Source organism: Kitasatospora sp. NPDC085464 (assembly GCF_044541955.1).
Taxonomy (GTDB): Bacteria; Actinomycetota; Actinomycetes; order Streptomycetales; family Streptomycetaceae; genus Kitasatospora.
Genome location: NZ_JBITTM010000017.1, coordinates 49,278 through 74,233, shown reverse-complemented (window position 1 = coordinate 74,233; position 24,956 = coordinate 49,278). Strand labels below are relative to the sequence as shown.

The 24,956-nt window shown below is 74.2% G+C and carries 19 protein-coding genes; 10 read left to right on the top strand and 9 right to left on the bottom strand.

The genetic code is table 11. The features are described from left to right. Window positions 1–654: 654 nt before the first annotated feature. The 4 genes from ACIGG8_RS17065 (at window position 655) to ACIGG8_RS17050 (ending at window position 5,879) form a co-directional block, all read left to right on the top strand. Window positions 655–2,691 carry a PEP/pyruvate-binding domain-containing protein gene (locus tag ACIGG8_RS17065; protein ID WP_396548811.1) on the top strand — a complete coding sequence of 679 codons (2,037 nt, stop codon included), beginning with the start codon at window positions 655–657 and terminating at the stop codon, window positions 2,689–2,691. A gap of 174 nt (window positions 2,692–2,865) precedes the next feature. Next, window positions 2,866–4,221 carry an acetyl-CoA carboxylase biotin carboxylase subunit family protein gene (locus ACIGG8_RS17060; RefSeq protein ID WP_396548809.1) on the top strand — a complete coding sequence of 452 codons (1,356 nt, stop codon included), beginning with the start codon at window positions 2,866–2,868 and terminating at the stop codon, window positions 4,219–4,221. Between the two features lie 32 nt (window positions 4,222–4,253). Further along, window positions 4,254–5,393: a nucleotide disphospho-sugar-binding domain-containing protein gene (locus tag ACIGG8_RS17055; protein ID WP_396548808.1), complete on the top strand. Its 1,140-nt coding sequence runs from the start codon at window positions 4,254–4,256 to the stop codon at window positions 5,391–5,393. Between the two features lie 189 nt (window positions 5,394–5,582). After that, window positions 5,583–5,879 (top strand): hypothetical protein, encoded by a 297-nt coding sequence (locus tag ACIGG8_RS17050; protein ID WP_396548807.1) that lies wholly within the window; start codon window positions 5,583–5,585, stop codon window positions 5,877–5,879. Window positions 5,880–6,038: 159 nt separating this feature from the next. On the opposite strand, the gene ACIGG8_RS17045 is transcribed toward ACIGG8_RS17050, so the two are convergent. Together ACIGG8_RS17045 and ACIGG8_RS17040 are read right to left on the bottom strand one after the other, a co-directional pair. After that, window positions 6,039–6,608: a hypothetical protein gene (locus ACIGG8_RS17045; protein WP_396548805.1), complete on the bottom strand. Its 570-nt coding sequence runs from the start codon at window positions 6,606–6,608 to the stop codon at window positions 6,039–6,041. Between the two features lie 68 nt (window positions 6,609–6,676). After that, window positions 6,677–7,438 (bottom strand): DUF2625 family protein, encoded by a 762-nt coding sequence (locus ACIGG8_RS17040; RefSeq protein WP_396548804.1) that lies wholly within the window; start codon window positions 7,436–7,438, stop codon window positions 6,677–6,679. 193 nt (window positions 7,439–7,631) lie between these two features. On the opposite strand from ACIGG8_RS17040, the gene ACIGG8_RS17035 reads away from it, so the two are divergent. Continuing rightward, on the top strand, window positions 7,632–8,936 hold the full coding sequence (locus ACIGG8_RS17035) for an FAD-dependent monooxygenase (protein ID WP_396548802.1): 1,305 nt from the start codon (window positions 7,632–7,634) through the stop codon (window positions 8,934–8,936). A 95-nt stretch (window positions 8,937–9,031) separates the two neighbouring features. Here ACIGG8_RS17035 and ACIGG8_RS17030 read toward each other — a convergent pair whose 3' ends face one another. Together ACIGG8_RS17030 and ACIGG8_RS17025 are read right to left on the bottom strand one after the other, a co-directional pair. Further along, a complete protein-coding gene (locus ACIGG8_RS17030) occupies window positions 9,032–9,439 on the bottom strand; it encodes an Imm7 family immunity protein (protein ID WP_396548800.1) in 408 nt (135 codons plus the stop codon). Window positions 9,440–9,610: 171 nt separating this feature from the next. Continuing rightward, the gene (locus tag ACIGG8_RS17025; protein ID WP_350522005.1) at window positions 9,611–10,516 is read right to left on the bottom strand and encodes a UTP--glucose-1-phosphate uridylyltransferase; all 906 of its coding nucleotides are present in this window, start codon (window positions 10,514–10,516) and stop codon (window positions 9,611–9,613) included. A 393-nt stretch (window positions 10,517–10,909) separates the two neighbouring features. Between ACIGG8_RS17025 and ACIGG8_RS17020 the strand changes: the two genes are divergently transcribed. Then, window positions 10,910–11,281, top strand: a complete 372-nt coding sequence (locus ACIGG8_RS17020) for a YciI family protein (RefSeq protein WP_350522004.1) — start codon at window positions 10,910–10,912, stop codon at window positions 11,279–11,281. Then, entirely contained in the window at window positions 11,278–12,567 is a 1,290-nt protein-coding gene (locus ACIGG8_RS17015; protein WP_396548797.1) for an RNA polymerase sigma factor, read from the top strand. Before ACIGG8_RS17020 ends, ACIGG8_RS17015 begins: the two co-directional genes overlap by 4 nt. A gap of 112 nt (window positions 12,568–12,679) precedes the next feature. Here ACIGG8_RS17015 and ACIGG8_RS17010 read toward each other — a convergent pair whose 3' ends face one another. The 4 genes from ACIGG8_RS17010 to ACIGG8_RS16995 all read right to left on the bottom strand — a co-directional run bounded on the left by ACIGG8_RS17010 (window position 12,680) and on the right by ACIGG8_RS16995 (window position 17,841). Then, window positions 12,680–13,804, bottom strand: coding sequence for a hypothetical protein (locus ACIGG8_RS17010; protein ID WP_396548795.1), 1,125 nt, complete (start codon window positions 13,802–13,804; stop codon window positions 12,680–12,682). A gap of 160 nt (window positions 13,805–13,964) precedes the next feature. Beyond that, window positions 13,965–15,740, bottom strand: a complete 1,776-nt coding sequence (locus ACIGG8_RS17005) for a penicillin-binding transpeptidase domain-containing protein (RefSeq protein ID WP_396548793.1) — start codon at window positions 15,738–15,740, stop codon at window positions 13,965–13,967. A gap of 190 nt (window positions 15,741–15,930) precedes the next feature. Then, entirely contained in the window at window positions 15,931–16,437 is a 507-nt protein-coding gene (locus ACIGG8_RS17000) for a carboxymuconolactone decarboxylase family protein (RefSeq protein WP_396548792.1), read from the bottom strand. Between the two features lie 165 nt (window positions 16,438–16,602). Beyond that, on the bottom strand, window positions 16,603–17,841 hold the full coding sequence (locus tag ACIGG8_RS16995) for a cytochrome P450 (protein ID WP_396548790.1): 1,239 nt from the start codon (window positions 17,839–17,841) through the stop codon (window positions 16,603–16,605). Window positions 17,842–18,032: 191 nt separating this feature from the next. On the opposite strand from ACIGG8_RS16995, the gene ACIGG8_RS16990 reads away from it, so the two are divergent. Further along, a complete protein-coding gene (locus ACIGG8_RS16990) occupies window positions 18,033–18,677 on the top strand; it encodes a hypothetical protein (RefSeq protein WP_396548788.1) in 645 nt (214 codons plus the stop codon). Window positions 18,678–18,757: 80 nt separating this feature from the next. After that, window positions 18,758–19,603 (top strand): hypothetical protein, encoded by an 846-nt coding sequence (locus ACIGG8_RS16985; protein WP_396548786.1) that lies wholly within the window; start codon window positions 18,758–18,760, stop codon window positions 19,601–19,603. A 107-nt stretch (window positions 19,604–19,710) separates the two neighbouring features. Here the strand turns inward: ACIGG8_RS16985 and ACIGG8_RS16980 are convergent, their stop codons facing one another. Then, on the bottom strand, window positions 19,711–22,920 hold the full coding sequence (locus ACIGG8_RS16980) for a M28 family peptidase (RefSeq protein WP_396548784.1): 3,210 nt from the start codon (window positions 22,918–22,920) through the stop codon (window positions 19,711–19,713). Between the two features lie 374 nt (window positions 22,921–23,294). On the opposite strand from ACIGG8_RS16980, the gene ACIGG8_RS16975 reads away from it, so the two are divergent. After that, entirely contained in the window at window positions 23,295–24,719 is a 1,425-nt protein-coding gene (locus ACIGG8_RS16975; RefSeq protein WP_396548782.1) for a helix-turn-helix domain-containing protein, read from the top strand. Window positions 24,720–24,956: the final 237 nt, after the last annotated feature.

Genomic DNA, 24,956 nt, shown 5'->3' with positions numbered 1-24,956 from the left:
AACAGCTGCGTGGTTGTGGTCCGAATGTCCGGGATGTATACGATTCATGTGCTCTCCGAAAATCGCCACCGTCGGTCAATTCACCGGCGGCCCGCCATTCGTGGTCACGTGTTTCCGGACTCGGAAATGAATGCGTCGACTGCCCGGCGATCCCTCTGTGGCCGGCGGGGTCGGAAATCGGCCGAGGAGCGGACGGGATGGATGGGGCGAATGAGGTGGATAGGGCGGATGGGGGCAGATGGTGCAGCCGGGCCGGGTGCGTCGGCGTCTCCCCGGAGCGGGGTCCCGGTATCGATTCCTCCGTGCCGACGACGGTTTTTGTGAACATGACATCGAATCGATCAGGAAGTTCCGCCTCCGGCCGTGGGTGGGCAGACGGCATCTCTCGCAGGTCGTGCAGGAATCAACATTTCAGGCGTATTTCAAGCGGCCGGGTCGATCGGGTGCCGACCTCCTGTGACCCCCGTCACTGAACGGCGCGCCGCACGCTTTCCCGCAGCCCGTGTTCATGGCCGAAACAATCCGCAGTGGCCTGATGTCGCCTGAATATTCGTCAGATGTTCGGAATCGATGGCAGTGTGTGTGTAGCCGTACCAACTTCTGACCTGGTGCACACCGATCGTGTACACGATGACGAATGGCTGAACTGTGCGCATGACCCGTTCGGATCGCAACGAAGCGACCACGCGGCCCCGCCTCACCGGCGAAACGCTCACCATCCAGGAGTTCTCCCAGCTCGCCGGCAACGTCGGCGGCTACCCCTATGTGAAAATCGTGCTCGACCGCGCCGAGTCGGTGCTCCACTTCATCGACAGTGCGGACGGAACACTCCACGTCCGCTACATCGCGTGCGACGTACTCGGCATGTCGATCGACGAACTCGCCCGCGGGCTCGACGCGTTCAACGACGACGTCTACCGGAATCCCGACCGCCGTTTCTATCTCGGCACCCTCGCCCTGCACGACCGCAGCGGCACCGACGAGGGCGGGCGAGCGGAAGGCCCCTTCCTCTCGCTGGAGACCGTCGACGTCGACACCATGTCCCAGGACATGCTGCGCTCCTTCTACCACCGGGTGCGCGCCCACATCGACCCCGCGCTGCCGCTCGTCCTCAAGCCGGCCAACCACCGGCAGGAGGCGTACGTCGCCGCGATCCCGGAGGACGAGATACCGCGCGTCCTGGCCCACGAGCTGTACTCCACCGCCGCGTTCGTCCCCCTGAACCCCGGGGAGGCCCACGGGCGGCTGCGGGTGTTCCGCTCGGAGGAGGAGTACCGGGCCGACCCCGAGCCGCTCCAGTGGCACGACATCGTGGTGATGCCCCGGGTGCCCGAGGACGTCCCCCGGGTGTCCGGCCTCATCCACACCGAGCACACCACCCCGCTCTCCCACATCAACGTGATGGCCACCGGGTGGCGGATACCCAACGCGGTCCGCATCGGAGCCGCCGAGCGGATCGAGGAGGCCGGGCTGGCCGGCCGGTGGGTCCGCTACCGGGTCGACGCCGACGCCGGCGACTTCCGGCTGGAAGCCGCGCCGCCGCGCCACGAAGGCGACCGGCCGGAGTCGGCGCCGCGGGCCGAACGCGTCACCGTGGACCTGCCCGACCTCACGCCCACCCCCGTCACCCCGCTGACCGAACTGCGCGCGGGCGACCACGTCCGGTTCGGCACCAAGGCCGCCAACCTCGGCGAGCTCGCCCACCTGCTGCAGCACGGCTCGCCGCGCTGGCTCGGCTTCTACCGCGTGCCGCGGCCGCCCCGGGACAACCTGCTGCGCTACCTCGCCCGTCAACTCGGCCTCCCGCAGGACGCGGACGACACCGAGCTGGCCGACGCCGCGCAGCGCCTGGTGAAGGAGTACGCCCACGTGCCGCGCGGGATCGTGCTGCCGTTCTCCCTCCAGCAGCGGTTCCTGGACTCCTCGGCGGAGCTCCGGGACGCCCTCGACCGGCTCGACACCGTGCTCCGGGACGGGACCGCGGAGACTGCGGAGACCGCCGGAGCCTGCCTCGAAGCGCAGCGGCTGATCCGCACCGCCCCGCTGCCCGAGCCGGTCCGCGCCGAGATCGACCGGGCGCTCGACCGGCACCTGTACGGCGCGGCCGAGCTGGTCGTCCGCAGCTCCTCCAACGCCGAGGACCTGTCGGGCTTCTCCGCCGCGGGACTCTACGAGTCGGTGGCGCACGTCAGCGGCACGGACGCGGTCGTCGAGGCGGTCCGGGAGGTGTGGGCCTCGCTGCTGTCGCCGCGCGCCGTGCAGCTTCGGCACCAGGCGGGCATCCCGCTGGACCACTGCCGCATGGGCGTGGTCGTCCAGGAGCAGGTCGGCGCCACCGTCGGCGGCGTCCTGGTCACCTGCAACCCGCTGAGCCCGCAGGACTTCCGCAGCGTCTACCTCAACATCTCGCCGCGCTCGGTCACCGATGTGGTCACCGGCGAGGGCGCCCCCCTCCAGTACCTGTGCAACACCATGGAGGGCGGCAGCCGCACGGTCTCGCTCGGCACCGCCACCGCCGACCTGGACGCCGCGACCAAGCAGCTGGTGGGCCGACTGGCCCTGATCAGCCGGCTGCTGCAGTCGCACTTCTCGCCCGACGAGAGCTACGCCGCCCCGGTCGACATCGAGTGGGCCATGGAGGGCGACCGGGTGAGCCTGCTGCAGCTGCGCCCCTTCCGCACCGCCGGCTGACGCCGGCCGCCCGCGACGGCACGGCCGCGAACGACGCGGCCGTGCCCGTCGGCGCGGGCCCACGCGGCCGCCCGCCGCACGGCGCGGCACCCCGCGGGCCGAGCGCCCAGGCCGGGCGCGCCCGCCCGGGGCGAACACCCCCGGGCCAGTGAACTTCCCTCAGGAGAGAGCACGTTGAACCGGATCCTGTACGTCTACGTCAAGGGCGGAGCCCCGCTCGACTACGCCTTCCCGCGCATCGCCGCCTGCGGCGAACTGCACGTCCTCGCGCTGGCGCCGCTGCCCACCGCCGCCGAGGAGGTGTGGCGCCCCAGCTGCACCAGCATCGAAACGGTCCCCGAGGCGCCGCGCGGCGACGACCTGGTCGAGCTGATCGTGGAGTATGCGAAGGCCATCGGGGCCGACGCGGTGCTCACGCTCTCCGAGTTCGCGGTGCTCGCCGTCGCGCACGCCGCGAGCCGGCTCGGCCTGGCCGGCGCGGGCGAAGGGATCGTCCGCGCCCGGGACAAGCGGCTGATGCGGGAGGCGTGGGCCGCCGCCGGGGTGCCGATCCCCGGCTTCCGCCGGGTCGACAGCCTCGCAGACCTGGACGCCGCCCTCGCCGAGTTCACGCCCCCGCTGCTGCTCAAGCCGGCCTGGGGCGCCGGCTCGGTCGCCCAGATCGTGCTGGAGCGGGCCGAGGACGCCGCGCCCGCGTGGGACGAGATCGAGCGCGGCCTGCAGGCCGGCAGCAAGGTCGGCATGAACGAGCTCTACGCCCCCGACACCGACCGGGACCGGCTGGTCGAGGAGATCGCCCAGGGCTCCACCGACGGCTGGTACGAGGAGTCCGGCTACGGCGACTACGTGAGCGTGGAGGGGATCGTCGCCGACGGCGTCTACCGTCCGCTCGCCATCACCGCCAAGCTGCCGACCGTCCCGTCCTTCGTCGAAGTGGCCAGCACCTCGCCCTCCGTGATGGCGGTGCCCCTGCAGCGCCGGATCGAGGAGGTCTCGCGGCAGGCCGTCGACGCGCTCGGGCTGGAGAACTGCGGCACCCACACCGAGCTCAAGCTGATGAAGGACGGCGAGCTCGTGGTCATCGAGACCGCGGCCCGGTTCGGCGGCCTGCTGACGACCCGGCAGGTCCACGAGGTGTTCGGGCTCGACCCGATCGGCATGCTGGTCCGGCAGCTGCTGGGCGAGCGCGTCGACTACCCCGGGGCCATGCTCACCGACGGGGTCCGGGCGGCCGCCTCGGTGGCCGTCGTCCCGGCCGACGCGTTCGGCGTGCCCTGGCGCACCCGCCCGGTCTGGGACCCGCAGGCCGTGGACTGGCAGAGCCTGCTGTCCCCGGGCAGCACCATCGAGGCCGTCCCCGGTTTCGCCATGCCGGCCGGACAGCCGGTGCCCGCCTTCGACCCGAACGCCGGGTCGCGCAACTGGCTCGGGGTCTACCTGCTGAGCGCCGTCGACGCCGACACCCTGCAGCGCGACTGCAACGCGGTGCTGAACGGCCTGGAAGCCGCCCTGCACCGCGCCGCCGGCTGACCCCCGCCCCACCCGACCACCGAGGTACTTCGATGCGTGTACTGTTCGCCGGCGCACCCGGCGTCGGCCATCTCTTCCCGCTGGTTCCGCTCGCCCGGGCGGTGCGCGGGCTCGGCCACGAGGTCGCGGTGGCCTCGATGGACGGCGGCGAGGCCGTCGCCGCGTCCGGGCTGCCGTACCTGCCGCTCGCCCCCGGCGTGGACTGGCGCCTGGAGATCCGCGAGGCCGGCCGCACCCGGCGGCCCGACCTGATGCGGCGGGTCGTCGAGACCAACGCGGCCGACCGCGAGGCCTTCGTCCCGCTGGCCGCGCACGTCAACAGCACGGTGGCCGACGCCACCGTCGAACTCGCCGCGCAGTGGCGGCCGGACCTGGTGGTGTACGAGTACCTGTTCCCGGTGGCCCTCCTCGCGGCGACCACCCTCGGCGTGCCCGCCGTCCAGCACGACCTCGGATTCGTCCGCACCCCCGGGCTGCGCGAACTGATGCTCACCGAGATGGCAGACACCTTCGCCCGGCACGGGATCGACCGGCTCCCCGAGCCGGCCGACACCCTCGACGTCGCCCCGCCGAGCATGGCCGGCATCGAGCGGTACGGCCGCATCCTGCGGCCCGTCGCCTACAACGGCGAAGGCGCCCTGCCCGAGCCCCTGGCCGCCCCCGCCCACCGCCCGCGGGTGGCGGTCACCCTGGGCACCGTGCCGCCCAAGACCGACGGCCTGACCAGGATCGAGCGGGTGATCGCGGCCGCCGCCGAGGTCGACGCCGACTTCGTCCTCGCCACCGGCGAACTCGACCTCGGCACGCTCGGCACCCTGCCGGACAACGTCCACGCGTACGGCTGGGTGCCCTGGCGGGCCCTGCTGGACACCTGCGCCGCCGCGATCCACCACGGCGGCAGCGGCACCGCACTCGCCGCCCTGGACGCGGGCATCCCGCAACTCGCGCTGCCCGACGGCTCCGACCGTTTCATCAACGCCCACGCGGTCCGCGACCGCGGCGCCGGCCTCAGCGCGGGCGCCGAGGAGATCGGCCCCGCGCTGCTGGACCGCCTGCTCACCGACCCCGGCCCGGCCCGGGCCGCCCGCGAGGTCAGCGCCGAGCTCGCGGCGATGCCCAGCCCGGCGGCGGTGGCCGAACACCTCCTGGGCCTCGCAACGCTCAGCGGCTGAGGCCGGCCGGCGGGGGCCGCGAACCCGCGGCCCCCGTCGAGCGCTTCGCCGAAGGCCCCGGCGCCGGTCCCGGTGTCGGCCCCCGGCGGGCGGCTTCCCCACGAGGCGCTCACGGCGCAGGCGGTCGTGCTGCGCCGGATGCGGCCCGTGGTCGACTCGCGGCGGCCGGCGCGACCGCCCGTCCTCCGCATGGAGATGATGGCAGCGCTCGAAACGCGGGGCTTCACGGCCGACTTGGACGCCGAGCCTCCGACGCTCGGCCCGGCTCGGCCCGGAGCTCCCGACTTCCCCTTCACGGTGACCAACGCCGGCCCGGAGCTGTTCGCCGTCGCCCCCGGCTCGACCTGCGAGGTGGAGTGGCACCTCGAACCGGACCGGACGAGCGCGGGCCGCAGCGGCACGGTCGTCATCGACCGGGCCGGCCGGCCGCTCACCTACCTGCCCGTACCGGTGGGTGACCCCGGCAGCGGCCGTTCGTCTGGGTAGCCGCTCCGGGATCAGTAGCCGTAGCCGTAGCAGCACCGACGCCCGGGGCCGAGGGCGCGCAGCTGCTCGTCCTGGAGGACCGCCCGGTAGCCCGGCCCGGTGCTCAGTCAGTGGTCGCAGTCACGGGGGGCGGGGCGGGACGGGCGACCGGTGGGCGGTTCAGGCGACCAGGTCGGGCTGTCGGGCCTCGCCCGGGTGGGGCGGCGCGCCTTCCGGCAGGTCGCGGCCGAGCAGGAGGAGCGCGCCCGCCGGGACGCCGTAGGTCAGGACCCGGTCGGCGTCCCTGATGTGCTGGACGGCAGGGTCCAGCACACCGGGGAAGCGCGTCTGGGTGCAGGTGCGTCGGCGGACGGCGGACACCCAGGGCAGGACCATGGCGACTCCCGCGTAGGCGCGGGCGCGTCCGTCGGGCCAGGTCGGGTCGAGGGCGCGGCCGTGCTCGTCGGCGCACCAGGCGTGGTGGGTCACCGTGCCGTCGTCCTCGATCACGTAGCCCTCGACGTACGCCAGGGCGGGCGATCTGCGGGCGACGCGCCAGGCGTTGGGGAAGCAGGCGCCGCCGTTGCCCCGCCGGGGCATGCCGGCCGGCCAGGGGCACGGCTCCTGGAGGCGCCCCTGGGCGAGGACCACGGCTTCGGCGGTGAGCGCGCCGCGCGCGGCCCTCGCCCGCAGCGCGCCGACAAGGGCCCGCTCGTGGCGGGAGGTTCCGGCGTTCACGGTGGAGGACACGCTCGTCAGTCTTCTCAACACCCAAGGGCGGCGCGAGAAGTACTACGCCATCCGATGCCCGGGCCGCCCTACACCGCGCCGAGGAACCCGGGGTCGGTGGCGCCAATCTGCCGCGCGAAGTCGGCTGCGACCCCGAGGACTTCGCGCATCGGCACGGCCCGGCGAGCCGTGCCGGAGAGGTCCGCGTGCGCCTCCTCGGACCACAGGAACGGAAACACCGTGATGCCCTGGGAGAGCGCGAGTTCCTCGGCCTCCGCGCGCCAGCCGGGCCAGCGCAGCCCGTCGTAGAACGCCTCCGTGCCGCCCGAGAGGAGCCAGGAGACCCACGCGGAGTGGCCCATGTCCAGGGCCTCCCACTCCAGGGTGTCGGGGGCGAAGTAGGTGATCTGTCCCGGTATCCCCGGGCGGCCGCCGGCGGCCGGGTCGTGGCCGTTGAGCGCGAAGACACCGCCGACGGCGTCGTGGCCGACGACCAGGGCGGTGGCGGGGTGCCAGGTGGGGTCGAACGCGGTGGGGAAGCGGTTGACCCGCCCCAGGCTGGGCAGGCCGCCGTCCGCCGCGCCGCCGTTCTCCGCCGCGCCGCCGTCCGCCGCCGGGGCGCCGCCGCCGAAGACGCGCACCCAGCCGTGGTCCAGGAGCAACCCGCCGGTGTGCAGCACCAGCGCGCCGAGCACGGAGCGCGCGGTGACCTGCAGCTGCAGCAGGCAGCGGCGTCCCTCGTCGCGGTCGGCGGGCAGCACACGGGCGGGGACGGGGCTCGCCGCGAGCACCGCCGCCAGCTCGGGCCAGGCCGGATCGTCCACCTCGGTCAGTTCGTCGATCGCGCGCATCCGAGGATGATCGCACCGCGGCCGTCCGCACCGCCGGGCGGGTGGCCGACGGCGGCGGCCGACGACGCCCTGCGACGCCCTGTCAGTGCCCTGCCGGTGGCATGTCGGTGCTGTGAGCGGTCTGTTCGTGTGCTGTGGGCGGCCCGCCGCAGGCTGGTCCACACCAGCACCACCGACCCACGGGAGGTCCACCGTGTCGAGCAACAACCGGACGAGCAACACCGAAGGCGGCAACACCGAGCCCGGCCACGCCGAGCCGATCAGCCCCGGGCCCGACGGCGGCAGCGCCCGCCCGACCTCGGTCCTGGTCTCCGGCGCCGGGATCGCCGGCACCGCCCTCGCCTACTGGCTGCAGCGCTACGGCTTCCGCGTCACCGTGGTCGAGCGCGCCCGGGCGCTGCGCGGCGGCGGTCAGGCAGTGGACATCCGCGGCAACGCCCTGGACGTCGTCGAGCGCATGGGCCTGCTGGCGGAGGTCCGGGCCCGCAGGACCGGCCTGCGGGGGATGTCCGTGGTCGACGCGGACGGCCGTGAACTGAGCCGCACCACCGAGTGGACGGCCAGTGGCGGCGAGGTCGGCGGTCCCGACGTGGAGATCCTGCGCGACGAGCTCGCGGAGCTGATCGCGGGAGCGGCCGGGCCGGGCGTGGAGTACCGGTTCGACGACTCGATCGACACCCTCGTCCAGTACGGGGACGGCGTGCAGGTCCGGTTCCGCAGCGGTACCGAGCAGTCGTTCGACCTCGTCGTGGGCGCCGACGGCCTGCACTCGAACACCCGCCGGCTCGTCTTCGGCCCCGAGGCCGACTACCTGCACTCCATCGGCACCTACATCGCCGGCTGGAGCGTCCCCAACCACCTCGGCCTGGACCGCTGGGAGATCGTCCAGCAGGCCGACACCGGCTGGAGCAGCCTGGTGATGACCGTCCGCGACAACGCCGAACTGCGGGTCTTCGTCGGCTTCGCCACCGACGAGCCGCTGGAGCGCATGCTGCCCCGGGACCGCACCGCCCAGCGCCGGCTGGTCGCCGAGCGCTGCGCCGGGATGGGCTGGGAGATGCCGCGCTTCCTCCGGGGGATGTGGGAGACGGACGCCTTCCACTACGACGTCGTCGCCCAGATCCGGATGGAGCACTGGTCCAACGACCGCGTCGTCCTGCTCGGCGACGCCGGGTACTGCTGCTCCCCGTTCACCGGCCAGGGCACCAGCGTGGCCCTGACCGCGGCCTACGTCCTGGCCGGGGAGCTGCACGCGGCGGACGGCGACCACCGGCGCGCCTTCCCCGCCTACGAGAAGCGGCTGCGTGACCACGTCGCGGCCAACCAGGCCATCCTGGAGCTGACCACCAGGGTCTACGGCATCGACGCCGCGACCGCCGGTCCGGAGGAGGACGCCGAAGCCCCCGGCGCCGCGGCCGGGCCCGGCCTCGACCGTCCCGGCCCGGAGATGGAGGCGGCCTTCCGTGCCGCCACCGTCTTCGACCTGCCCGACTACTGAGGGCGCGTCACCGAGGAGCGGGCCCCGACCGACCGGCAGGACCGGCCGGCAGGACCGGCCGGTCGGGGCGGGCGGTCGGCGCGGTCGGGGGGCGCTCAGCCCTCGAACGGGTCCTCCAGCACCGGGATGCACGGTGACAGCAGCGGCTCGGTGTGCTCGGTGACCCGGCCGCGGACCATCCTGAGGACGCGGACGTCGTTCTCGTGGGGGTGGTCCTCGTCGTCGCGGACGTGCAGCAGGCCGTACGAGCCGGGCGCGCGCTCGCCGACCTCGCGGAAGAAGTCGACGATCTCCGGATCCCGGTGGTTCGGCTGGCCGGCGAGGTGGAGGAAGAGCGAACCGTTCATCCACCGCAGGTCCAGGAGGTACGGGGCGGCGATCTCGTCGATCCGGCGCCGGATGCCCTCGGCGATCTCCCGCAGGCGGGCCTCGACGAGGCCGATGTCGTCGTCCTCGGCCTCGGCCGTTTCCAGGACGTTGATCCACCCGTGGTACTCGAACATGGCTCGGAAGCCTACCGACCGGCGTCCGCCGCGCTCGGTGGGATCCTCCCCGGCGGCTGTCGCCGACCGGCCCCCGGCTGTCGCCGACCGGCCCCCGGCTGTCGCCGACCGGCCCCCGGCTGTCGCCGACCGGCCCCCGGCTGTCGCCGACCGGCGCCCGGCCGTGGGCGGTCAGCCGGTGGCCGGCGCGAGTTCGGCGGCGAGCCTGCGCAGGTCGGGGCCGTACTCGGGGTTGGCGAGGGCGGCGGCGAACTGGGCGCGGAGGTAGGCGGCGGGGTTGCCGGTGTCGTACCAGGTGCCGTCGATGACCTGGCCGTAGACGGCGCGGCGGGCGGCGTAGGCGTTGATGGCGTCGGTGAGGTAGACCTCGTCCTCCGGCTTCTCGTGCCAGCGGCGGGTGAGTTCGCGCAGTTCGTCGACGATGCCGGGGGTGATGACGTAGCCGCCGATGGCCGCGTACGCGGAGGGCGCGTCGACCGGCTTCGGCTTCTCGACCAGCCCGGTGATGCGGAGCGAGCCGCCGCCGAGGTCCTCCTTCACCACCGGCACGCCGTAGCGGTAGGAGTCCTCGGGGGCCATCGGCATCAGCGCCAGGACCGGCGCGTTCGTCTGCTCGTACGCCCGGATCAGCTGCTGCGCGCGGGGGACCTCGGCCACGAACACGTCGTCGGGCCACAGCACCAGGCAGGGGTCGTCGCCGAGGTGGCGGGCCGCGTTGAGCACCGGGGTGCCGTTGCCGTACGGGCCGTGCTGGTAGAGGTAGCTGATGTGGCCGCGGCGGGACAGCTCGCCGACCTCCTCGACCGCGTCCGCGAAGGCCGCCTTGCCGTCGCGGCGCAACTGGTCGACGAGGACGGGGTTGGGGCGGAAGTGCTCCTGGATCATGCCCTTGTCGCCGTTGACGACGATGGTGATGTCGGTGATGCCGCTCTCGATCAGCTCGCGCACGGTGTGTTCGATCACCGGCTTGTCGCCGACCGGCAGCATCTCCTTCGGCGTGGCCTTGGTCAGCGGCAGGAGGCGGGATCCGAGTCCGGCGGCGGGGATGACGGCTCGGCGGATCGTCCTGGGGGCCATGTGCCCTCTCTCGTCTCGACGGTGGTGCGGCGCGCGGGTGCGGTGCAGGTGCCTGCACGAGGTCGCGGTGACGTCACGCTACCAAGGGTTCCGGTGTGATTGTTTCCGTTGGTCTGCTGGGGAGTTGGGGTCGTGGATCAAGAATTCGTCGACCGTTCACCGGGGCGCCGGCGGCGCGTGCGCTTGCTCTCCCCGGGGCGGCTTGCCGCCGGGCCGCCGGGGCGGGCATGGGCACGGATGCGGGCGTGGGCGCGGGCGCGGATGCGGCGGTGCGGCGGGATCGCGGGAAGTCCGTGGGAGAGTTCCGGCGGAGGACGTCAAGACGGCGGCGCCCGCTCCGACCACCGGTCGGAGCGGCCCCGCCGGGGCCCGCACACCCGAGGGAGTCACGAGATGAAGTTCCTGATCAGCCTGCACATCAACCCGGCTGTGCTGGACGCGCTGACCGACGAGGAGAAGGCGGCGATCGGCGCCGGGCACGGCAGGTTCATCGAGGAGGTGAAGGAGTCCGGCGAGCTGATCCTCACGCAGGCGCTGGTCGACCCGTCGCAGGCCGCCGTGGTGACCGTCCGCAACGGGCAGCCGGTGGTGACGGACGGCCCGTTCCTGGAGGCCAAGGAGTTCCTGGGCGGGTTCTACCTGGTCGACTGCGAGGACAGGGCGCGCGCGATCGAGCTGGCGGCCCGGATCCCGGACACCCGGATCGCGGGCCTGGGCGTCGAGGTGCGGCAGGTGATGTTCTCCGACGGAAACTTGGAGGCATGACGGCTACGGGCAACGAGGACGACGAACGCAACCGGGACACCGGGGACCGGCCGGACCGCCGGGACACCGGGGACACCGGGGACACCGGGGACCTGCTGCGTGGGCTCACGCCGCAGGTCCTCGGCACGCTGGTGCGGAAGTACGGCCGGTTCGAGGGGTGCGAGGACGCCGTGCAGGAGGCCGTCCTGGCCGCCGCCGTGCAGTGGCCGTCCGAGGGGGTGCCGGCCAACCCGCGCGGCTGGCTGGTGACGGTCGCCTCCCGGCGGCTGGTCGACCAGGTGCGCAGCGACCGGGCGCGCCGGGAGCGGGAGTCGGCGACGGCGGCCGCCGAGGTGGTGCCGGAGGGGGTGCCGGACACCGACGACACCCTGCTGCTGCTGTTCCTGTGCTGCCACCCGGCGCTGACCGCCGCCTCCCGGACCGCCCTGACGCTGCGGGCGGTCGGCGGGCTGACCACGGCCGAGATCGCCCGTGCGTTCCTGGTGCCGGAGGCCACGATGGCGGCCCGGATCAGCCGGGCCAAGCAGCGGATCCGGGCCGCCGGGAGCTCGTTCGCGCCGCCCGCGGGCGCCGAGCGAGAGGAGCGGCTGCGGGTCGTCCTGCACGTGCTCTACCTGATCTTCAACGAGGGCTACACCGCGTCCTCGGGCAGCGAACTGGACCGCCCGGACCTCGCCCGCGAGGCCGTCCGGCTGACCAGGTCGGTGTACGCGCAGCTGCCCGGGGACGGCGAGGTGGCCGGGCTGCTGGCGCTGATGCTGCTGACCGACGCCCGGCGGAGCGCCCGGACGACCGCGGCCGGGGACCTCGTCCCGCTGGACGAGCAGGACCGGACGGCGTGGGACCGCGCGCTGATCGACGAGGGCACCGCGCTGGTCAAGGCGGCGCTGGCCGGGCCGGCGCTCGGCCCGTACCAGCTGCAGGCCGCCATCGCCGCCACCCACGCGGACGCGGTCACCGCCGAGGACACCGACTGGCGGCAGGTGTACGGCCTCTACCTGATCCTGGAGCGGATCGCGCCCAACCCGGTGGTCACCCTCAACCGCGCCATCGCCCTGTCCGAGGTCGAGGGCCCGCAGGCCGGGCTGGCCCTCCTCGCCACCCTGGACGCCGACGCCCGGATGGCCGGGCACCACCGGCTGCTGTCCGTGCGGGCGCACCTGCTGGAGAAGGCCGGCGACCGCGCCGGGGCGTACGAGCACTACCGCCGCGCCGCCCGGGCCACCGCGAGCCTGGCGGAGCAGCGCTACCTGGAGGGCCGCGCGGGGCGGGTCCGGCAGGTCTGACCCGTTCGGCGGGCGGTCCGGCCCGTCCGCCCGCCCCGACCCGCCCGTCCCGACCGCCGCGCCCGTCCCGACCGCCGCGCCCGTCCTGTCCGCCCCGGCCGGGCGACGGCCGTCAGCCCGGCCCGTCGGCCTCGTCGGTGGCCGGCGGCCAGTCCTCGAAGACCCGGAGGCGCAGCCGGGAGCGGCTGAAGTCCGCGAACCACCGCAGCCACTCGTTCTGCGCGGCCAGGGCGGTGCGGGCCGTCGCGTACCAGTCCTCGCGGTCGAGGAGCGCGAGGTAGGCGGCGAGGACCGCATCGAGCTGGGCGGGGGTGCAGCCGGAGTACTCGGGGGACTCGGTGGCCAGGTGCAGCGTCAGCGAGGCCACCACGCAGAAGCGCTCGACGGTGGGCGGCGGGTCGCCCGCGTGGCGGGCGTGGGCCGCCAGGACGGCGGCGGAGTGCGGGTAGTGGCGCAGAGTCATTCCCATGCCGGCGCTCTGCGTCATGATCTGCAGCAACCGCCCGGTGTGGTCGAGCAGTTCGCGGTCCTGCCCGAACTCCGGGAGCGCCTCGTGCAGTCGGGCGGCCGTGGCGGCCCTGCCCGCGAAACAGCCGTTGAGGAAGTCGCCGTCGACCGCCCGGCGCAGCAGCCACGGGCGGGTGGCCGGGTCGTCGAGCCGGCAGAGCGCCTCGACGACGTAGACCCGCCCCCAGCCCGCCACCCGGTCGGCCAGCCAGAGCAGGTGCGCCGCTCCGCCGTCGAGGCGTTCGAGCGCGTGCGCCGCGAGCGGGCCGGAGGTTCCGGACAGCAGTCCGATCGTCCGGATCAGCGGGCCGTCGTCCGGCGCGGCGGCCTCGGCGAGCAGCGCGAGCCCGACGGTGACGGCGCCCTCGTCGGTGCCGTGGCGCACCAGCCACCGTCCGGTCCGCCGGACCCGCCACGCGTCGGTGCACCGGCGGGCGGCCGCGGCGATGTCCGCGTTGCGGTGGATCGGCACGTAGAGGTCGCGGAACGCGTCGGCCAGTGCGGCGGGTTGGGCGGACGGCTCGGCGAAGTGCGCGTCCAGGACGCGGGCGACCGGGAGGCCCGCCGTCCGCAGGTCGTCGGGCGCCGCGGGGCGTGGTCGACCGTCGTCTGGGTACGGCTTTCCGTCGCGGGGCAGCGGCTCGTTCGGGTTCTGCCGGTGCAGGCGTACCGCGTGGTCGTACAGGCCGGTTCGGGTGTCGGGCGACCGGGGCCCGGACACCGCGCTCACCAGCGGTCGGTGGACTCGATTCTCGTGATCACGGCGCCGATGATCGCACCCGAACTCCGCGCTTGGCAAGCGGTTTTACGATCCGTTTCCCGGCCGGTCCCGAGCGGTGGGCCCCCGCCGACCGCAGCGACGCGGACGACGGGGGCCTGAAGACGGGTCCTCAGCCGCCGGCCTTCAGGACCTGGGCGGCCGCCACGCCGGCCGCGCTGTTGCCGTGGCCGCCGCCCTCGACCTCGGCGGCGACGGCGAGGTCGCCGCGGTAGGCGATGAACCAGCTGTTGGTGGCCTGGCTGCCGCCGGCCTCGACGGTGCCGGTCTTGGCGCCGATCTGGCCGGACAGGCCGGACATCGGGGCGCGGGCGGTGCCCTGGGTGGCGGTCTTGGACATCATCGAGCGCAGGTCCCGGGCGACGTCGGCGGGGAGCTTCCCGGGTGCCGTCGCGCGCTTGGCGTCCTCCCGCAGCACGGGCTGGCGGAACGTTCCGCTCTGCACGGTGGCGGCGACCGAGGCCATCGCCAGCGAGTTGACCTGGATCCTGCCCTGGCCGATGTACTCGGAGGCCGCGTCGTCGTTGTTCGCCGGCACCGGGACGGTGGCGTCCCGGCTGTCGATGCCGATGTGCCACTCCAGGCCGAGGCCGAACTGGTCGCGGGCCACCTTGGTGAGCGTGCCCGGCTGCAGCTTCTCCAGGCCCTTGTCGATGAAGCCGGTGTTGCAGGAGTGGCTGAAGTCGTCCGCGAGCGTGTACGAGGGGAAGTTGCCCGGCTCGTCGTTGTGCCACGGGCGCGGCGAGAAGGTGGTCTCCTTGCACGGCACCACGGTGTCCGGGGACACCCCGGCCTCCAGCAGGGCGGCGGAGGTGATCACCTTCATGGTGGAGCCGGGCGGCTGGCCGCCCGAGACCGCGCGGTTGTGGCCGCTCGGCGAGTAGGCCATCGCCAGGATGTTCCCGGTGCTCGGCTGGACGGCCACCAGCGAGGCCGGCTTGCCGCCCGCCGCCTGCTGCTTGACCGCCTCCTCGGCGACCTGCTGGAGGCCGGCGTCCAGGGTCAGCTTGACCTGCGGTGCGCTCGGCGGGGTCAGCACGAACAGCTGCTCGGGCTCCCGCCCGGTGCCCGAGAGCACCACGGCCCGCCCGTTGACGACGGTCGCACCGTCGGCGGGCCCGATCTTGGCGAGCACGGCGGTCAGCGACGGGAAGCCGTCGAGCGGCTTGCCGTTGCGGTCGACCGGCTTGGACACCGGGTCGGGCAGCTGCTTCACGGCGATCGCGCCGCCCGTGGCGAGGTGCGGGTGGAGCACGGTCGGCGCCCAGTGCACGACGGCCTTGCCGTCCTGGGAGCGGACGACGCTGAGCGCGCTGTCGTACTCCCAGGCGCCCGTGGTGTTCTCGAACTCGGCCTTCACCCGGAAGCCGACGGCCGGACCGCTCGCCGTGCCGGCGGGCACGGGGCCCGTCGGGGTCAGCGCGAGCGAGCGGGTCGGCACGTTCTCGCGGAACACGGCCAGTGCGGCGCGGGCGGTCTCCGGCTTGTCCGTGAGGGCGGAGGCGGCGGTCACGTCCCCGCGGCCCCAGGCCGCCAGGAAGTCCTTCGCCACCGCCGCGGCCTGGTCGGCGGTCGGCGGCTCCTGCGGGCCCTTCGCCGCGCTGTCGGGCCCCTGGGCGCCGCCGCCGTCGCTGCTCGACGTGTTGCCGCCCTGCACGGCGTCCACGATGTTGTAGAGGCCGTACCCGCCGACGGCCAGCAGGGCGGCGAACACCCCGCCCGCCGCCACCAGCACGGCCCGCCGCGCACCCGAGCGGCGCGGGGCTACCTCCTCGTCCGCCTCGTCCGCGAACTCGACGCCCCGGTACCCGACGTCCTCGAACCGGCCGTGGCCGTCGTCGATCTCGGTGTACCCGGCGAAGTCGTCCGGCTCCTGCGCCTCGCGCATGTTCTCGTCCCCCCGTGTCCTGACTGATCACGGGCCCGCCCCTCCGGCAATCCCCGGCCCGCTGCCCGCCCGGTCGTCCGGCGATCCGTTCGAGCGCGGACCAGCCTATGCGGAGCCGGGCGATCGGTCGACAGCAGGAGCCCCCGGGGCCCGCCGGCCTGCCCGGCGGGCCCCGCGGCACGGGGCGGGGCTACGCCCAGGGATCGGTGAAGGCGCGGCCCGGGACGGGCTTGGCGATCACGGCGACGGCGGTGAAGAAGCTGACCTGGCCGATGGCGATCATCAGGGTGGCCAGGGCCGTCTCGTCGTAGTGCTCGGCGACCTCGGCGTACAGCGCGTCGGAGACGCGCTCGCCGTGCGGGTCGGGCCGGAGGGCGGCCTCGACCAGGGCGAGGGCGGCCCGCTCGGGGGCGGTGAAGTACGGCGAGTCCTGCCAGGAGGCGACCGAGGTGATTCGCTCCTCGCTCTCGCCGGCCTTGCGGAGGAAGCCGGTGTGCAGGACGGTCAGGTAGGTGTTGGCGGCGATCTGGCCCGCCCGCAGCTGGACCAGGCCGATGGTGCTGCGGGGCACCGAGCGGTTGCCGGCGGCCCGGAAGAGCGCGGCCGACACCTCGGCCAGTGCGGGCACGAGCTGAACCGGGTCCTGGGCCATCCGGGGGCGCAGCGGGATCTCGGTGGTGATCGAGCGGGTGGTCATCGTCGTGTTCCTCTCGGGAGCGGCCGGAGCGGCCGGCGCGGCGGGAGCGGCGGGAGCGCCGCGGTCGGTGTGATCGGCGGTGCCGTCACCTCCCCGACGGATCCCGCGGCGCCGTTGTGACAGCGCCGCCGCACACGCGTGCTTCCGAGTGCCGCGCGGGAGGGCTCAGCGCAGGACCGCGGGCGTCGGCCCGTCCGGCCGCACGGTGATGCTGTAGACGGCGCCCGACGGCTTGGCGCGGAACTCCACCGGGCCCATCGGCAGCAGGAGTTCGAGGAGGGCCGTGGTCTCCCGGAGGGCGAACTGGGTGCCCAGGCAGGCGCGGGCGCCGAGGCCGAAGGGGAAGTAGGCGCCGAGCTGGCCCGGGCGTTCCGCGCCCGGGGCGAAGCGGGCCGGGTCGAACCGCTCGGGGTCGGGCCACAGGGCCGGGTCGCGGTGGGTGAGGTACGGGCAGACCAGCACGTCCGTGCCGGCGGCGATGCGGTGGCCGGCGACGACGTCGTCCTCGACGGCGTGCCGGGGGAGCAGCCAGGCGGAGGGGTAGAGCCGCAGCGTCTCGCTCACCAGCGCCTGCGGGTCGGCCGTCCGGGCCCCGGGGTGGTCGTCGAGGAGCAGGAAGAGCCAGGTCAGCGTGGTGGCGGTGGTCTCGTGTCCGGCGACGAGCAGGGTGACGAGCTCGTCGCGGATCAGGGTGTCGGTGTACTCCGGGAAGCGGTCGCCCGCGTCCAGCAGCACCCGGAGCACGCCCGGTTCCTCCAGCGGGCCGGCCGAGCGCGCCGCGTCGATCGCCGCGTGCGCGACGGCGTCGACCCGGGCCAGGTCCTCGGCGACCGCGTCCCGGGCGTCCGCCGCGTTGGTCGGAAGCTTCGGCATGGCGGCCACCACCCGTTCCACCGACCGGAGTTCGTGGTCCGTCCGGTCGTCCAGCGGCAGCCCGGTGAGCGCCCGCCAGACGGTGTCCAGGGCGAAGCGGCGCATCTCCTCGCCGACGTCGAAGGTCTCCCCGCTGCGCCGGTAGCCCGCCCAGCGCTCGGCGGTGCGGTGGGCCGCGGCGGCGATCCGCCGCTCGTACGCGCGCATTCCGGTGCCGGTGAACTGGGACTGCAACAGCCGTCGTTGGCGCTTCCAGGCGTCCCCGGTGGCGGACAGCACGCCGTCCCCGACGAGCATCCGCGCGCGGTGCGAGCGCTTGACGTAGCGGTCCGGGTGGCGGCCCAGGACGTGCTGCACCGCCGCCGGGTCGGTGACCAGGACGGTCGGCGTCGGGCCGAGCCGCACCGCGGCAAGGCCGCCGACGCCGCGCTGCGCCCGGGCCAGCAGTTCGACGAGTTCGGCCTCCTCGGCCCGCCACTGCTCGACGGCCTCCGGGGCCAGCTCCGGTACCGGGCGGGTGTCCGTGCTCACGGGTGGTGTCCTTCCGCTGTGCTGACGGTGCGTCCGCTGCGACTCTATGCCAGGCCGGGGTGCGGCCGGGCTGCGCCGACCGGGTGGCGGTCCCGGCCGGGGCCGGCGCGGCGGCCCCGGCCAGCCGTATACGAACGGGTATCGTGCGGCGGGGCCGACCGGCCCCGCTCGCTGCGCGGATGGGAGAACGCATGCCCGGGACCCGGCACCTCGGACGCGGCCGGACCGGCCGCACCGCCCGGTGGCTGGCCGCCGCCCTGCTCGTACCGGCCCTGGCGGCCTGCGGAGGCGGCGGCGGAGACTCCGCCTCGGGGCAGCGCAGCGACACCGGCCAGAGCGGCGCCGGGCAGACCGACGACGGTGGCCGGACCGACGAGCAGCGGACCCAGGACACCGGGAACCAGGGCGGGTTCAAAACCGCGGGCGAGCCGACGGCGAGCGTCCAGGGCGCGGACAACAGCGCCCTCATCACACTGCACTTCACGTCGAGGAACAGCTTCGACGCCACCATCAGCAAGGTCGCCGACTGCGGCAGTTCGCACTACGCCACTCCGCTCACCCCCCAACCGATCCGGGTCACGGACGGGCAGAGCGAGGTCGCGGAGTTCACCCTCCCGGACTGGAAGCCGGGCACGAAAAAGCGCACGATCTGCCTCACCGTCACGGTCGACGGCTCCAGCAAGGGGATCCAGGCCGAGGGGAACGTGGAGATCATCTCCTCCACCCCCGACACCACCACCTCCCCGGACACCACCACCTCCCCGGGCGGCAGGACTCCCGACGGCGGGGTGAGCCCGGACGGCGGCACCTCCCCGGGCGCGGGGAGCAACTCCTGAGCACTGCCGAGGAGGAGCCCCCGCGCGAGTTCCCGCACGAGCGCACGGGCGGGCCCCGGGACGAGCCGCAGGAGCCGCCCGTGCGGCCCTGGACCGACTGGATCGCCAAGCTCGCCACCTGGGTCGCCCCGACCACCATCCTCACCGCGCTCCTCTTCTTCTTCGGCTACGCCTACACCAGCTCGCTCTACAGCTACTTCGGCATCGACGCCGGAACGATCGGCTTCGCCACCCAGGACCTGTTGCTGCGCAGCTCGCCCGCGCTCTACGTCCCGGCCGGAGTGGCGCTGTGCGGGGCGCTGGTCGGCGCGCTGGGCTACCACCTCGCCACCAGGGCGGTCGGGGGCGGTAGGGGCGGCGCCCGGACCGTCCGGTGGATCTGCCTGGCCGTCACCGCGCTGACGCTGCCGCTGCTGGTGCTCGGCTTCCTGGCCGGGTTCGAGGTGGTCGACGCCGGCCCGATGGGCACCCCGCTGCTGCTCGGGGGCGCGCTGCTGCTCGCGGTGCTGGCCCGCCTGATGTACGTGCGCAGCACCGGCGCGGCCTACCCGCTGACCGGGGAGCGCGCGGCGCTGGGCATCAGCGTGGCGCTGGTCGTGCTCTGCTCGTACTGGGCGGTCGGCGGCTACGCCCAGCAGAAGGGGACGGCCGACGCCGAGCAGCTCGCCCACCACCTCTACCGGCGTCCGGCGGTCGTCCTGGACACCTCGGAGCGGCTCCACCTGGGGTGGGCGGGGGTGCGGGAGACGGTGCTGCCCGATGTGGAGCAGGGCGCGCGGTTCCGGTACCGCTACGAGGGCCTTCGGCTGCTGGCCCACTCCGGCGGCCGGATGTTCCTCGTCCCGCGCGACTGGACCTGGGAGACGGGCAACGGGCTGATCCTCCCCTTCGACTCCACCGTCCGGGTCGCCTTCCACCCCGGGTGACCGCCCGCCCCGGATGACCGCCCGCCCCGGCACACGGCTGCGCCGCGGTCCGTCCCCCTCGACGGTCCGCGGCGCAGCGCTCTGTGGATAACGTCAGGTCGCCCCGGTCACACCGGCTGCCAGAGGGCCGGGACGATCGGCGGCTCCCAGCCGACCTGGGCGGTGTGGCCCTGGACGCAGCGGTAGCTCACTCCGTTGTAGGTCACCAGGTCGCCCGCCCGGTAGGTGGCGCCGGGCGTCCAGGTGCCTCCGGGGTTGGGGTTCCCGTTGCCCACGACCAGGGAGAAGCCGGTGCTGTGGGTGGCGGAGCCGGTCCCGGTGAGGGTGATGGCGTAGGTGCCGGCCGGGGTGGCGGCGGAGGTCGCGACGGTGACGGTGGCGGAGCCGCCGGACTGCACCGAGGACGGGCTGAAGGTGACGGTGACGCCGGCCGGGGCGCCCGAGGCGGTCAGGTTGACCGTCTGGGCCGATCCGGAGGTGGTCGCGGTGGAGACCGTCGCCGTGGCGCTGTCCCCGGGGTTGACGGTGGCGGTGGCCGGGTTCACCGCGAGGGAGAAGTCGTTGGTGGGGGTGCTGCCGCCGACCGAGGTCTTCCAGATGGTGTAGGCCACGCCGTCGGCGCTGCGGTTGAGCACCGTCGCGTCGACGTTGCCGGTGGTGTCGCAGGACTGGTGGTAGCAGGAGTCGTAGGAACGGCCCGCCGTGCCGCCCCACTTGGCGGCCTGCGCCGAGGTCTTGGTGTCGCTGGCGCCGGCCGCGTAGCCGGAGGTGGGGATGCCGGCCTGCTGGAAGGAGTAGTCGTCCGAGCGGCCCTGGCCCTCGACGTTCTCCTCCGGCTGCAGGTTGAGCGAGTCCCAGTAGGCCTTCATCGGTGCGGAGGCCGCGGAGGAGATGTTGTTGACGAAGTAGCCGGCGTTGGGCGAGCCGACCATGTCGAAGTTGTAGTACGCCTTGATCGCGGAGCGCTGCGTGGAACCCAGCTGGCCGACGTAGAACTGCGAGCCCTGCAGGCCCTGTTCCTCGCCGGTCCACCAGGCGAACCGGACGTGCCGGGTCAGTGTCGGGTTCTGCTGGGCCAGCACGAGCGCGTTCTCCAGCAGGGTGGCCGAGCCGGAGCCGTTGTCGTTGATGCCGGGGCCGGCGCCGACGCTGTCCAGGTGGGCGCCGAACATGGTGACCTGGTCGGCCGGGCCGCCCGGCCAGTCGGCGATCAGGTTGTCGGACTGGTAGGTGCAGGAGGTGCAGGTCTGCTCGCTGACGGTGTAGCCGGCGGCCTGCAGCTTGCCCTTGAGGTACGCCACCGACTGGCTGTGCCCGGCGGTGCCCGCCCGGCGGTTGCCGCCGTTCTGGTTGGCGATGCCGTTCAGCTGCGCCAGGTGGGCCTGGACCTTGGCGACGTCGATGTCGGGCGCGGGCCCGCCGGGGTTGCCCCCGCCGCCGACGGTCAGGGTGTACTGGGCGGTGTGGGTGGCCGCTCCGGCGGTGCCGGTCACGGTGATCACGTACGTCCCGGCCGGGGCGCCCGCGGAGGCAGCCAGGGTCAGCGTCGCGGACGCACCGGTCTGCACGGACGACGGGCTGACCGTCGCGGTGACCCCGGCCGGGGCGCCGGAGACGCTCAGGTTGACGGACTGCGCGGTGCCCGAGGTGAGGGTGGTGCCGACCGTCGCCGTGGTCGAGGAGCCGGGCTGGACGGAGCCGGACGCCGGGCCGAGCGACAGCGAGAAGTCGTTGTTCCCGGACGGCGTGCAGGTCGGGTCACCGCTCTGCGCGGGCACGCTGATCGCGTCCCAGGCGGCCTTGGCCCGGGTGAAGAAGGTGCAGGACGGGTCCAGGTTCTTCGCCGCGGTCAGGGTGGCGGTGCGGTAGCGCTTGTACGTCATGCCGCTGGTCTTGAGCAGCATGCCGCCGTAGAAGACCCGCCCGGCGTCCTTGATGCCGATGCCGGTGACCGAGGAGTTGTTGCAGGTCGGGCTGGTGGGCTTGCCGCCGCCCGGGTTGGAGCCCTCGGCCAGCAGGTAGAACCAGTGGTTCAGCGGGCCGGCCGCCGCGTGCTCCTCGGTGTTCGGGATGGAGGAGGAGTAGCAGTTGGGGTTGTTGCTCACCAGCGAGGGGTTGTACATGTTGCGGATCGGCCCGCTGCCGACCAGGTTGATCATCTCGCCGACGGTGTAGTCCGGGTTGTCGTACGGCGCGGGCTCGTTGGCGTAGGCCTCGGTGAGCGCGCCCATGATGTCGCCGGTGGACTCGCCGAGCCCGGCCTCGTTGTTGGCGCCGCCCGGGGTGTACTGGTCGATGCCGTGGCCGAACTCGTGGCCGACCACGTCGATCGAGGCGATCCACTCGTTGGCCTGGCTGTGGCCGATGGATATCGTGCTGCCGTCCCAGTAGGCGTTGACGTCGTTGAGGCCGACCTTCACCGGCCAGCTGCCGCCGTTGCCGTTGTGCCCGTTGCGACCCAGCCAGTCGCGGAGCATGTCCCATTCCTTCTGGGCCGCGAACATGGCGTCGCCGCAGCCGGTCTCCTTGCTGGTCGGGCTGCCGGTGCCCCAGGAGTCGGTGGACTTGGAGAAGACCTGGCCGGTGCTGTAGTCGGAACAGCTCAGGCCCGGCCGGTTCGGGTCGCGCAGCGAGTACGAGCCGCCGGATCCGGTGGTGCTGATGGTGACCGGTGCCGGGCCGTTCCACTTGCTGTTGACGGTGCCGGCGTGGACGTCGTCGTAGCGGTCGACGACCTCGCCGGTCGCCGCGTCGACGAAGACGTGCAGCCGGCTCGGGGCGTTGCCGTTGCGGCCGCTCAGCACGGTCTCCCAGGCGAGCCGGCCGCCGTTGCCGTCCTTGACCCGGACGACCAGCCGGTTCGACTCCACCGCGTCCACCGCGGGCAGTTCGGCGCGGGCGGTCCGCTCGGCCCGGTCGGCGTCGATCTGCGGGGTGACGGAGCCGCCGATCGGGCCGGGGGCCGCGGACTGCAGGCCGCGGACCTTGCCCTGCCCGTCGGCGAGCACGACCGCGTCGCCGCCGACGACCGGCAGGCCGCGGTAACTGCGTTCGTAGGAGACGGAGTAGAGGCCGCCGACCCAGGGGGTGACGGCCCGGCGCTCGTAGGTCTCGCCGGGGCCCTTGGCGAGTGCGTCCAATCCGGCCGCGGCCGCCGCGTCGGCCGCGTCGACGGCGGCGGCCAGGGCGTTCGGCGGTGCCGGGGAGGGGGTGGGCGCGGCGGTGGCCGGCCCCGCGGTGGCGGCGATCAGGCCGGCCAGGACGGTCAGGGTGGTCGCCGTGGTGAGCAACCGACCGGTGGAAACTCTGCGTTGCATCGAGGCTCCTCGCATGTGGGGGTCCTCGACCGCGGACGGCAACGGCTGGTGGCGCACCGCAGGCCGGGGCAGGGGGAGGGCCGTGCGGGCCGTCCGCGCTCGGGTGCCCGAACCCTCACATGGCGTCATGCCCGGGTCAATGGCTGGTGCGGGCGAGGCATGGGGTTGGCAAATTCCGTCAAGCCCGCGGCTCCGCTTTGCGTCAAGCTGGGCTTTCCTCCCAGTGGTTGAGACCACGTCATGTACGGGGCGGGCGGCCATCGAGTACCGTCCTGGTCATCGGAGTCGTCGGAACCACTGGAATCGTCGGCGGGCCCCGCGATCGGCCGGGGCCGAGGACGCACCCCGGGGAGGCAGCCGTGGAGCGGAACCGCGTGGCCCCAGCGACGGGCGTTCCGGCACCGCCGCCCGACCAGGGCCGGGGCGCCTGGCGGGAGTTCGGTGCCCGACTGCGGCACTGGCGGCGCCGGGCCGGCCTCACCCAGGCGCAGCTCGGCGCCGGGATCGGCTACGACCACACCGCCGTCAGCAAGATCGAGCACGGCGCCCGCCGGGTCACCCCCAGGGTCGCCGACCGGATCGACCGACTCCTGGGCGCGGGAGGCGAGGTGAGCGCCGCCTGTCTGCGTGCCGAGACCGCCGAGCTGTGCGGCGTCGACGTCTTCTCGCCCGCGCTGCTGCGGCCCCCGCTGCCGGGCGTCGCCCCCGCCGGTCCGGCGCCCGCCGCCCCCGCCCCGGCGCGGCTGCCCGACTACGGCCTGCTCTGCCCGCTGCACGGCGCCGAGGGCTGCGACGTCCCCGCGGCCGCCGAACTCGCCGGTCTGCACGCCGAGTTCTGCGCCATCGGGACGCCCACCGGGACAGCCGCCGGCCCGGCCGCCGGCCCGCCGCTGGACGCCGCCACCGCGCACGCCCTGACCGGACTGCTCGCCGCCCGCCTGCGCTCCGGCGAGACCGGCGACCGGCCGGGCCTGGCCGCCGCCGTCGAGCGCACCCTGCACGCCGTGCTCGCCAGGCTCGCCGCCGCACCCGCCGCGCAGCGCCGTCCGCTCGCCCGGCTGGCCGCCGAGCACGCCCACGCGGCCGGCGCGCTGCGCATGCAGGACGGCCGCAACGCCACCGCGATGGCCTGCTACGACCGCGCGCTCACCTGGGCCGGGCTCGCCGGGGACCAGGCCACCCAGGTCGGCACGCTCAGCGACCTGAGCATCCTGGCCCGGCTGGACGGTGACCCGGAGGCCGCGCTCGGCTACGCCCGGGAGATCGACCGGGTCGCCCCCGGCCGGCCCTGGGCCGGTGCGATGGGCCGGATCAGCCGGGCCCGTGCGCACGCCCTGACCGGCGACGTCCGGGAGACCGTGCGGCAGATCGGCCTGGCCCGGTCGCACCTGGACCACGTCGGGGTCGAGGACGAGGCCGACGTGCCCTGGCTCTCCATCGCCTCGATGCGGATGCGGGTCGAGTCCGCGGCGGCCGCCGCGCTGCGCGACCTCGCGGCGGCGGGGGACGACCCCCGGCTGGCCCGCCGGGCGCTGAGCGCCACCGAGACCGCCCTGGGTCTGCTCGGCCCGACCCAACTCCCGGCCAGTCGCCTGCTGTTCGTCGTCCGGGCAGCCGACTGCCTGGTCTGCGCGCACGATCCACGGGCGGCCGTCGAACTCCTCGCTCCGGCCCTGGAGGCCACGCCCGCGGCCGCCCTCCCCGCGCTGGTGGAGCACGAGCTGCGCGGCCTGCGCGACCGCCTGGCGGCGTGCGAACCGCGCGCCGCGCACCGGCTGGCGGCGCTGGTCCGGGCCTGAGCGGCGGCCTCCGGCGCGGTGTTCGGCGCGGTGTCCGTCACGGGGCATTGCGGGGTGCGGGCGAGGATGGGGCGCTCGACGGCGCTCACCCGGCGGTGTGACGGCTCCGCACCCCGGCAACTCCCGTAACTGCGCCAAAATGCGCCCTCTTCACGCCGTTCGAGCGTCAACTTCGTGCGCGTATCGTCCGCCGATCGGGTCATTCATGGCGTTAACACGTCGAATGACTGCCCCGAC

Coding starts and splice junctions, on each gene's coding strand:
- ACIGG8_RS17065 (WP_396548811.1), top strand. CDS start 655: ATGACCCGTTCGGATCGCAACGAAGCGACCACGCGGCCCCGCCTCACC.
- ACIGG8_RS17040 (WP_396548804.1), bottom strand. CDS start 7,438: ATGCGCGCGATCGACGAACTGACCGAGGTGGACGATCCGGCCTGGCCC.
- ACIGG8_RS17025 (WP_350522005.1), bottom strand. CDS start 10,516: ATGGCCCCCAGGACGATCCGCCGAGCCGTCATCCCCGCCGCCGGACTC.
- ACIGG8_RS17030 (WP_396548800.1), bottom strand. CDS start 9,439: ATGTTCGAGTACCACGGGTGGATCAACGTCCTGGAAACGGCCGAGGCC.
- ACIGG8_RS16980 (WP_396548784.1), bottom strand. CDS start 22,920: ATGCAACGCAGAGTTTCCACCGGTCGGTTGCTCACCACGGCGACCACC.
- ACIGG8_RS17055 (WP_396548808.1), top strand. CDS start 4,254: ATGCGTGTACTGTTCGCCGGCGCACCCGGCGTCGGCCATCTCTTCCCG.
- ACIGG8_RS17020 (WP_350522004.1), top strand. CDS start 10,910: ATGAAGTTCCTGATCAGCCTGCACATCAACCCGGCTGTGCTGGACGCG.
- ACIGG8_RS17050 (WP_396548807.1), top strand. CDS start 5,583: ATGGAGATGATGGCAGCGCTCGAAACGCGGGGCTTCACGGCCGACTTG.
- ACIGG8_RS16990 (WP_396548788.1), top strand. CDS start 18,033: ATGCCCGGGACCCGGCACCTCGGACGCGGCCGGACCGGCCGCACCGCC.
- ACIGG8_RS17015 (WP_396548797.1), top strand. CDS start 11,278: ATGACGGCTACGGGCAACGAGGACGACGAACGCAACCGGGACACCGGG.
- ACIGG8_RS17005 (WP_396548793.1), bottom strand. CDS start 15,740: ATGCGCGAGGCGCAGGAGCCGGACGACTTCGCCGGGTACACCGAGATC.
- ACIGG8_RS17000 (WP_396548792.1), bottom strand. CDS start 16,437: ATGACCACCCGCTCGATCACCACCGAGATCCCGCTGCGCCCCCGGATG.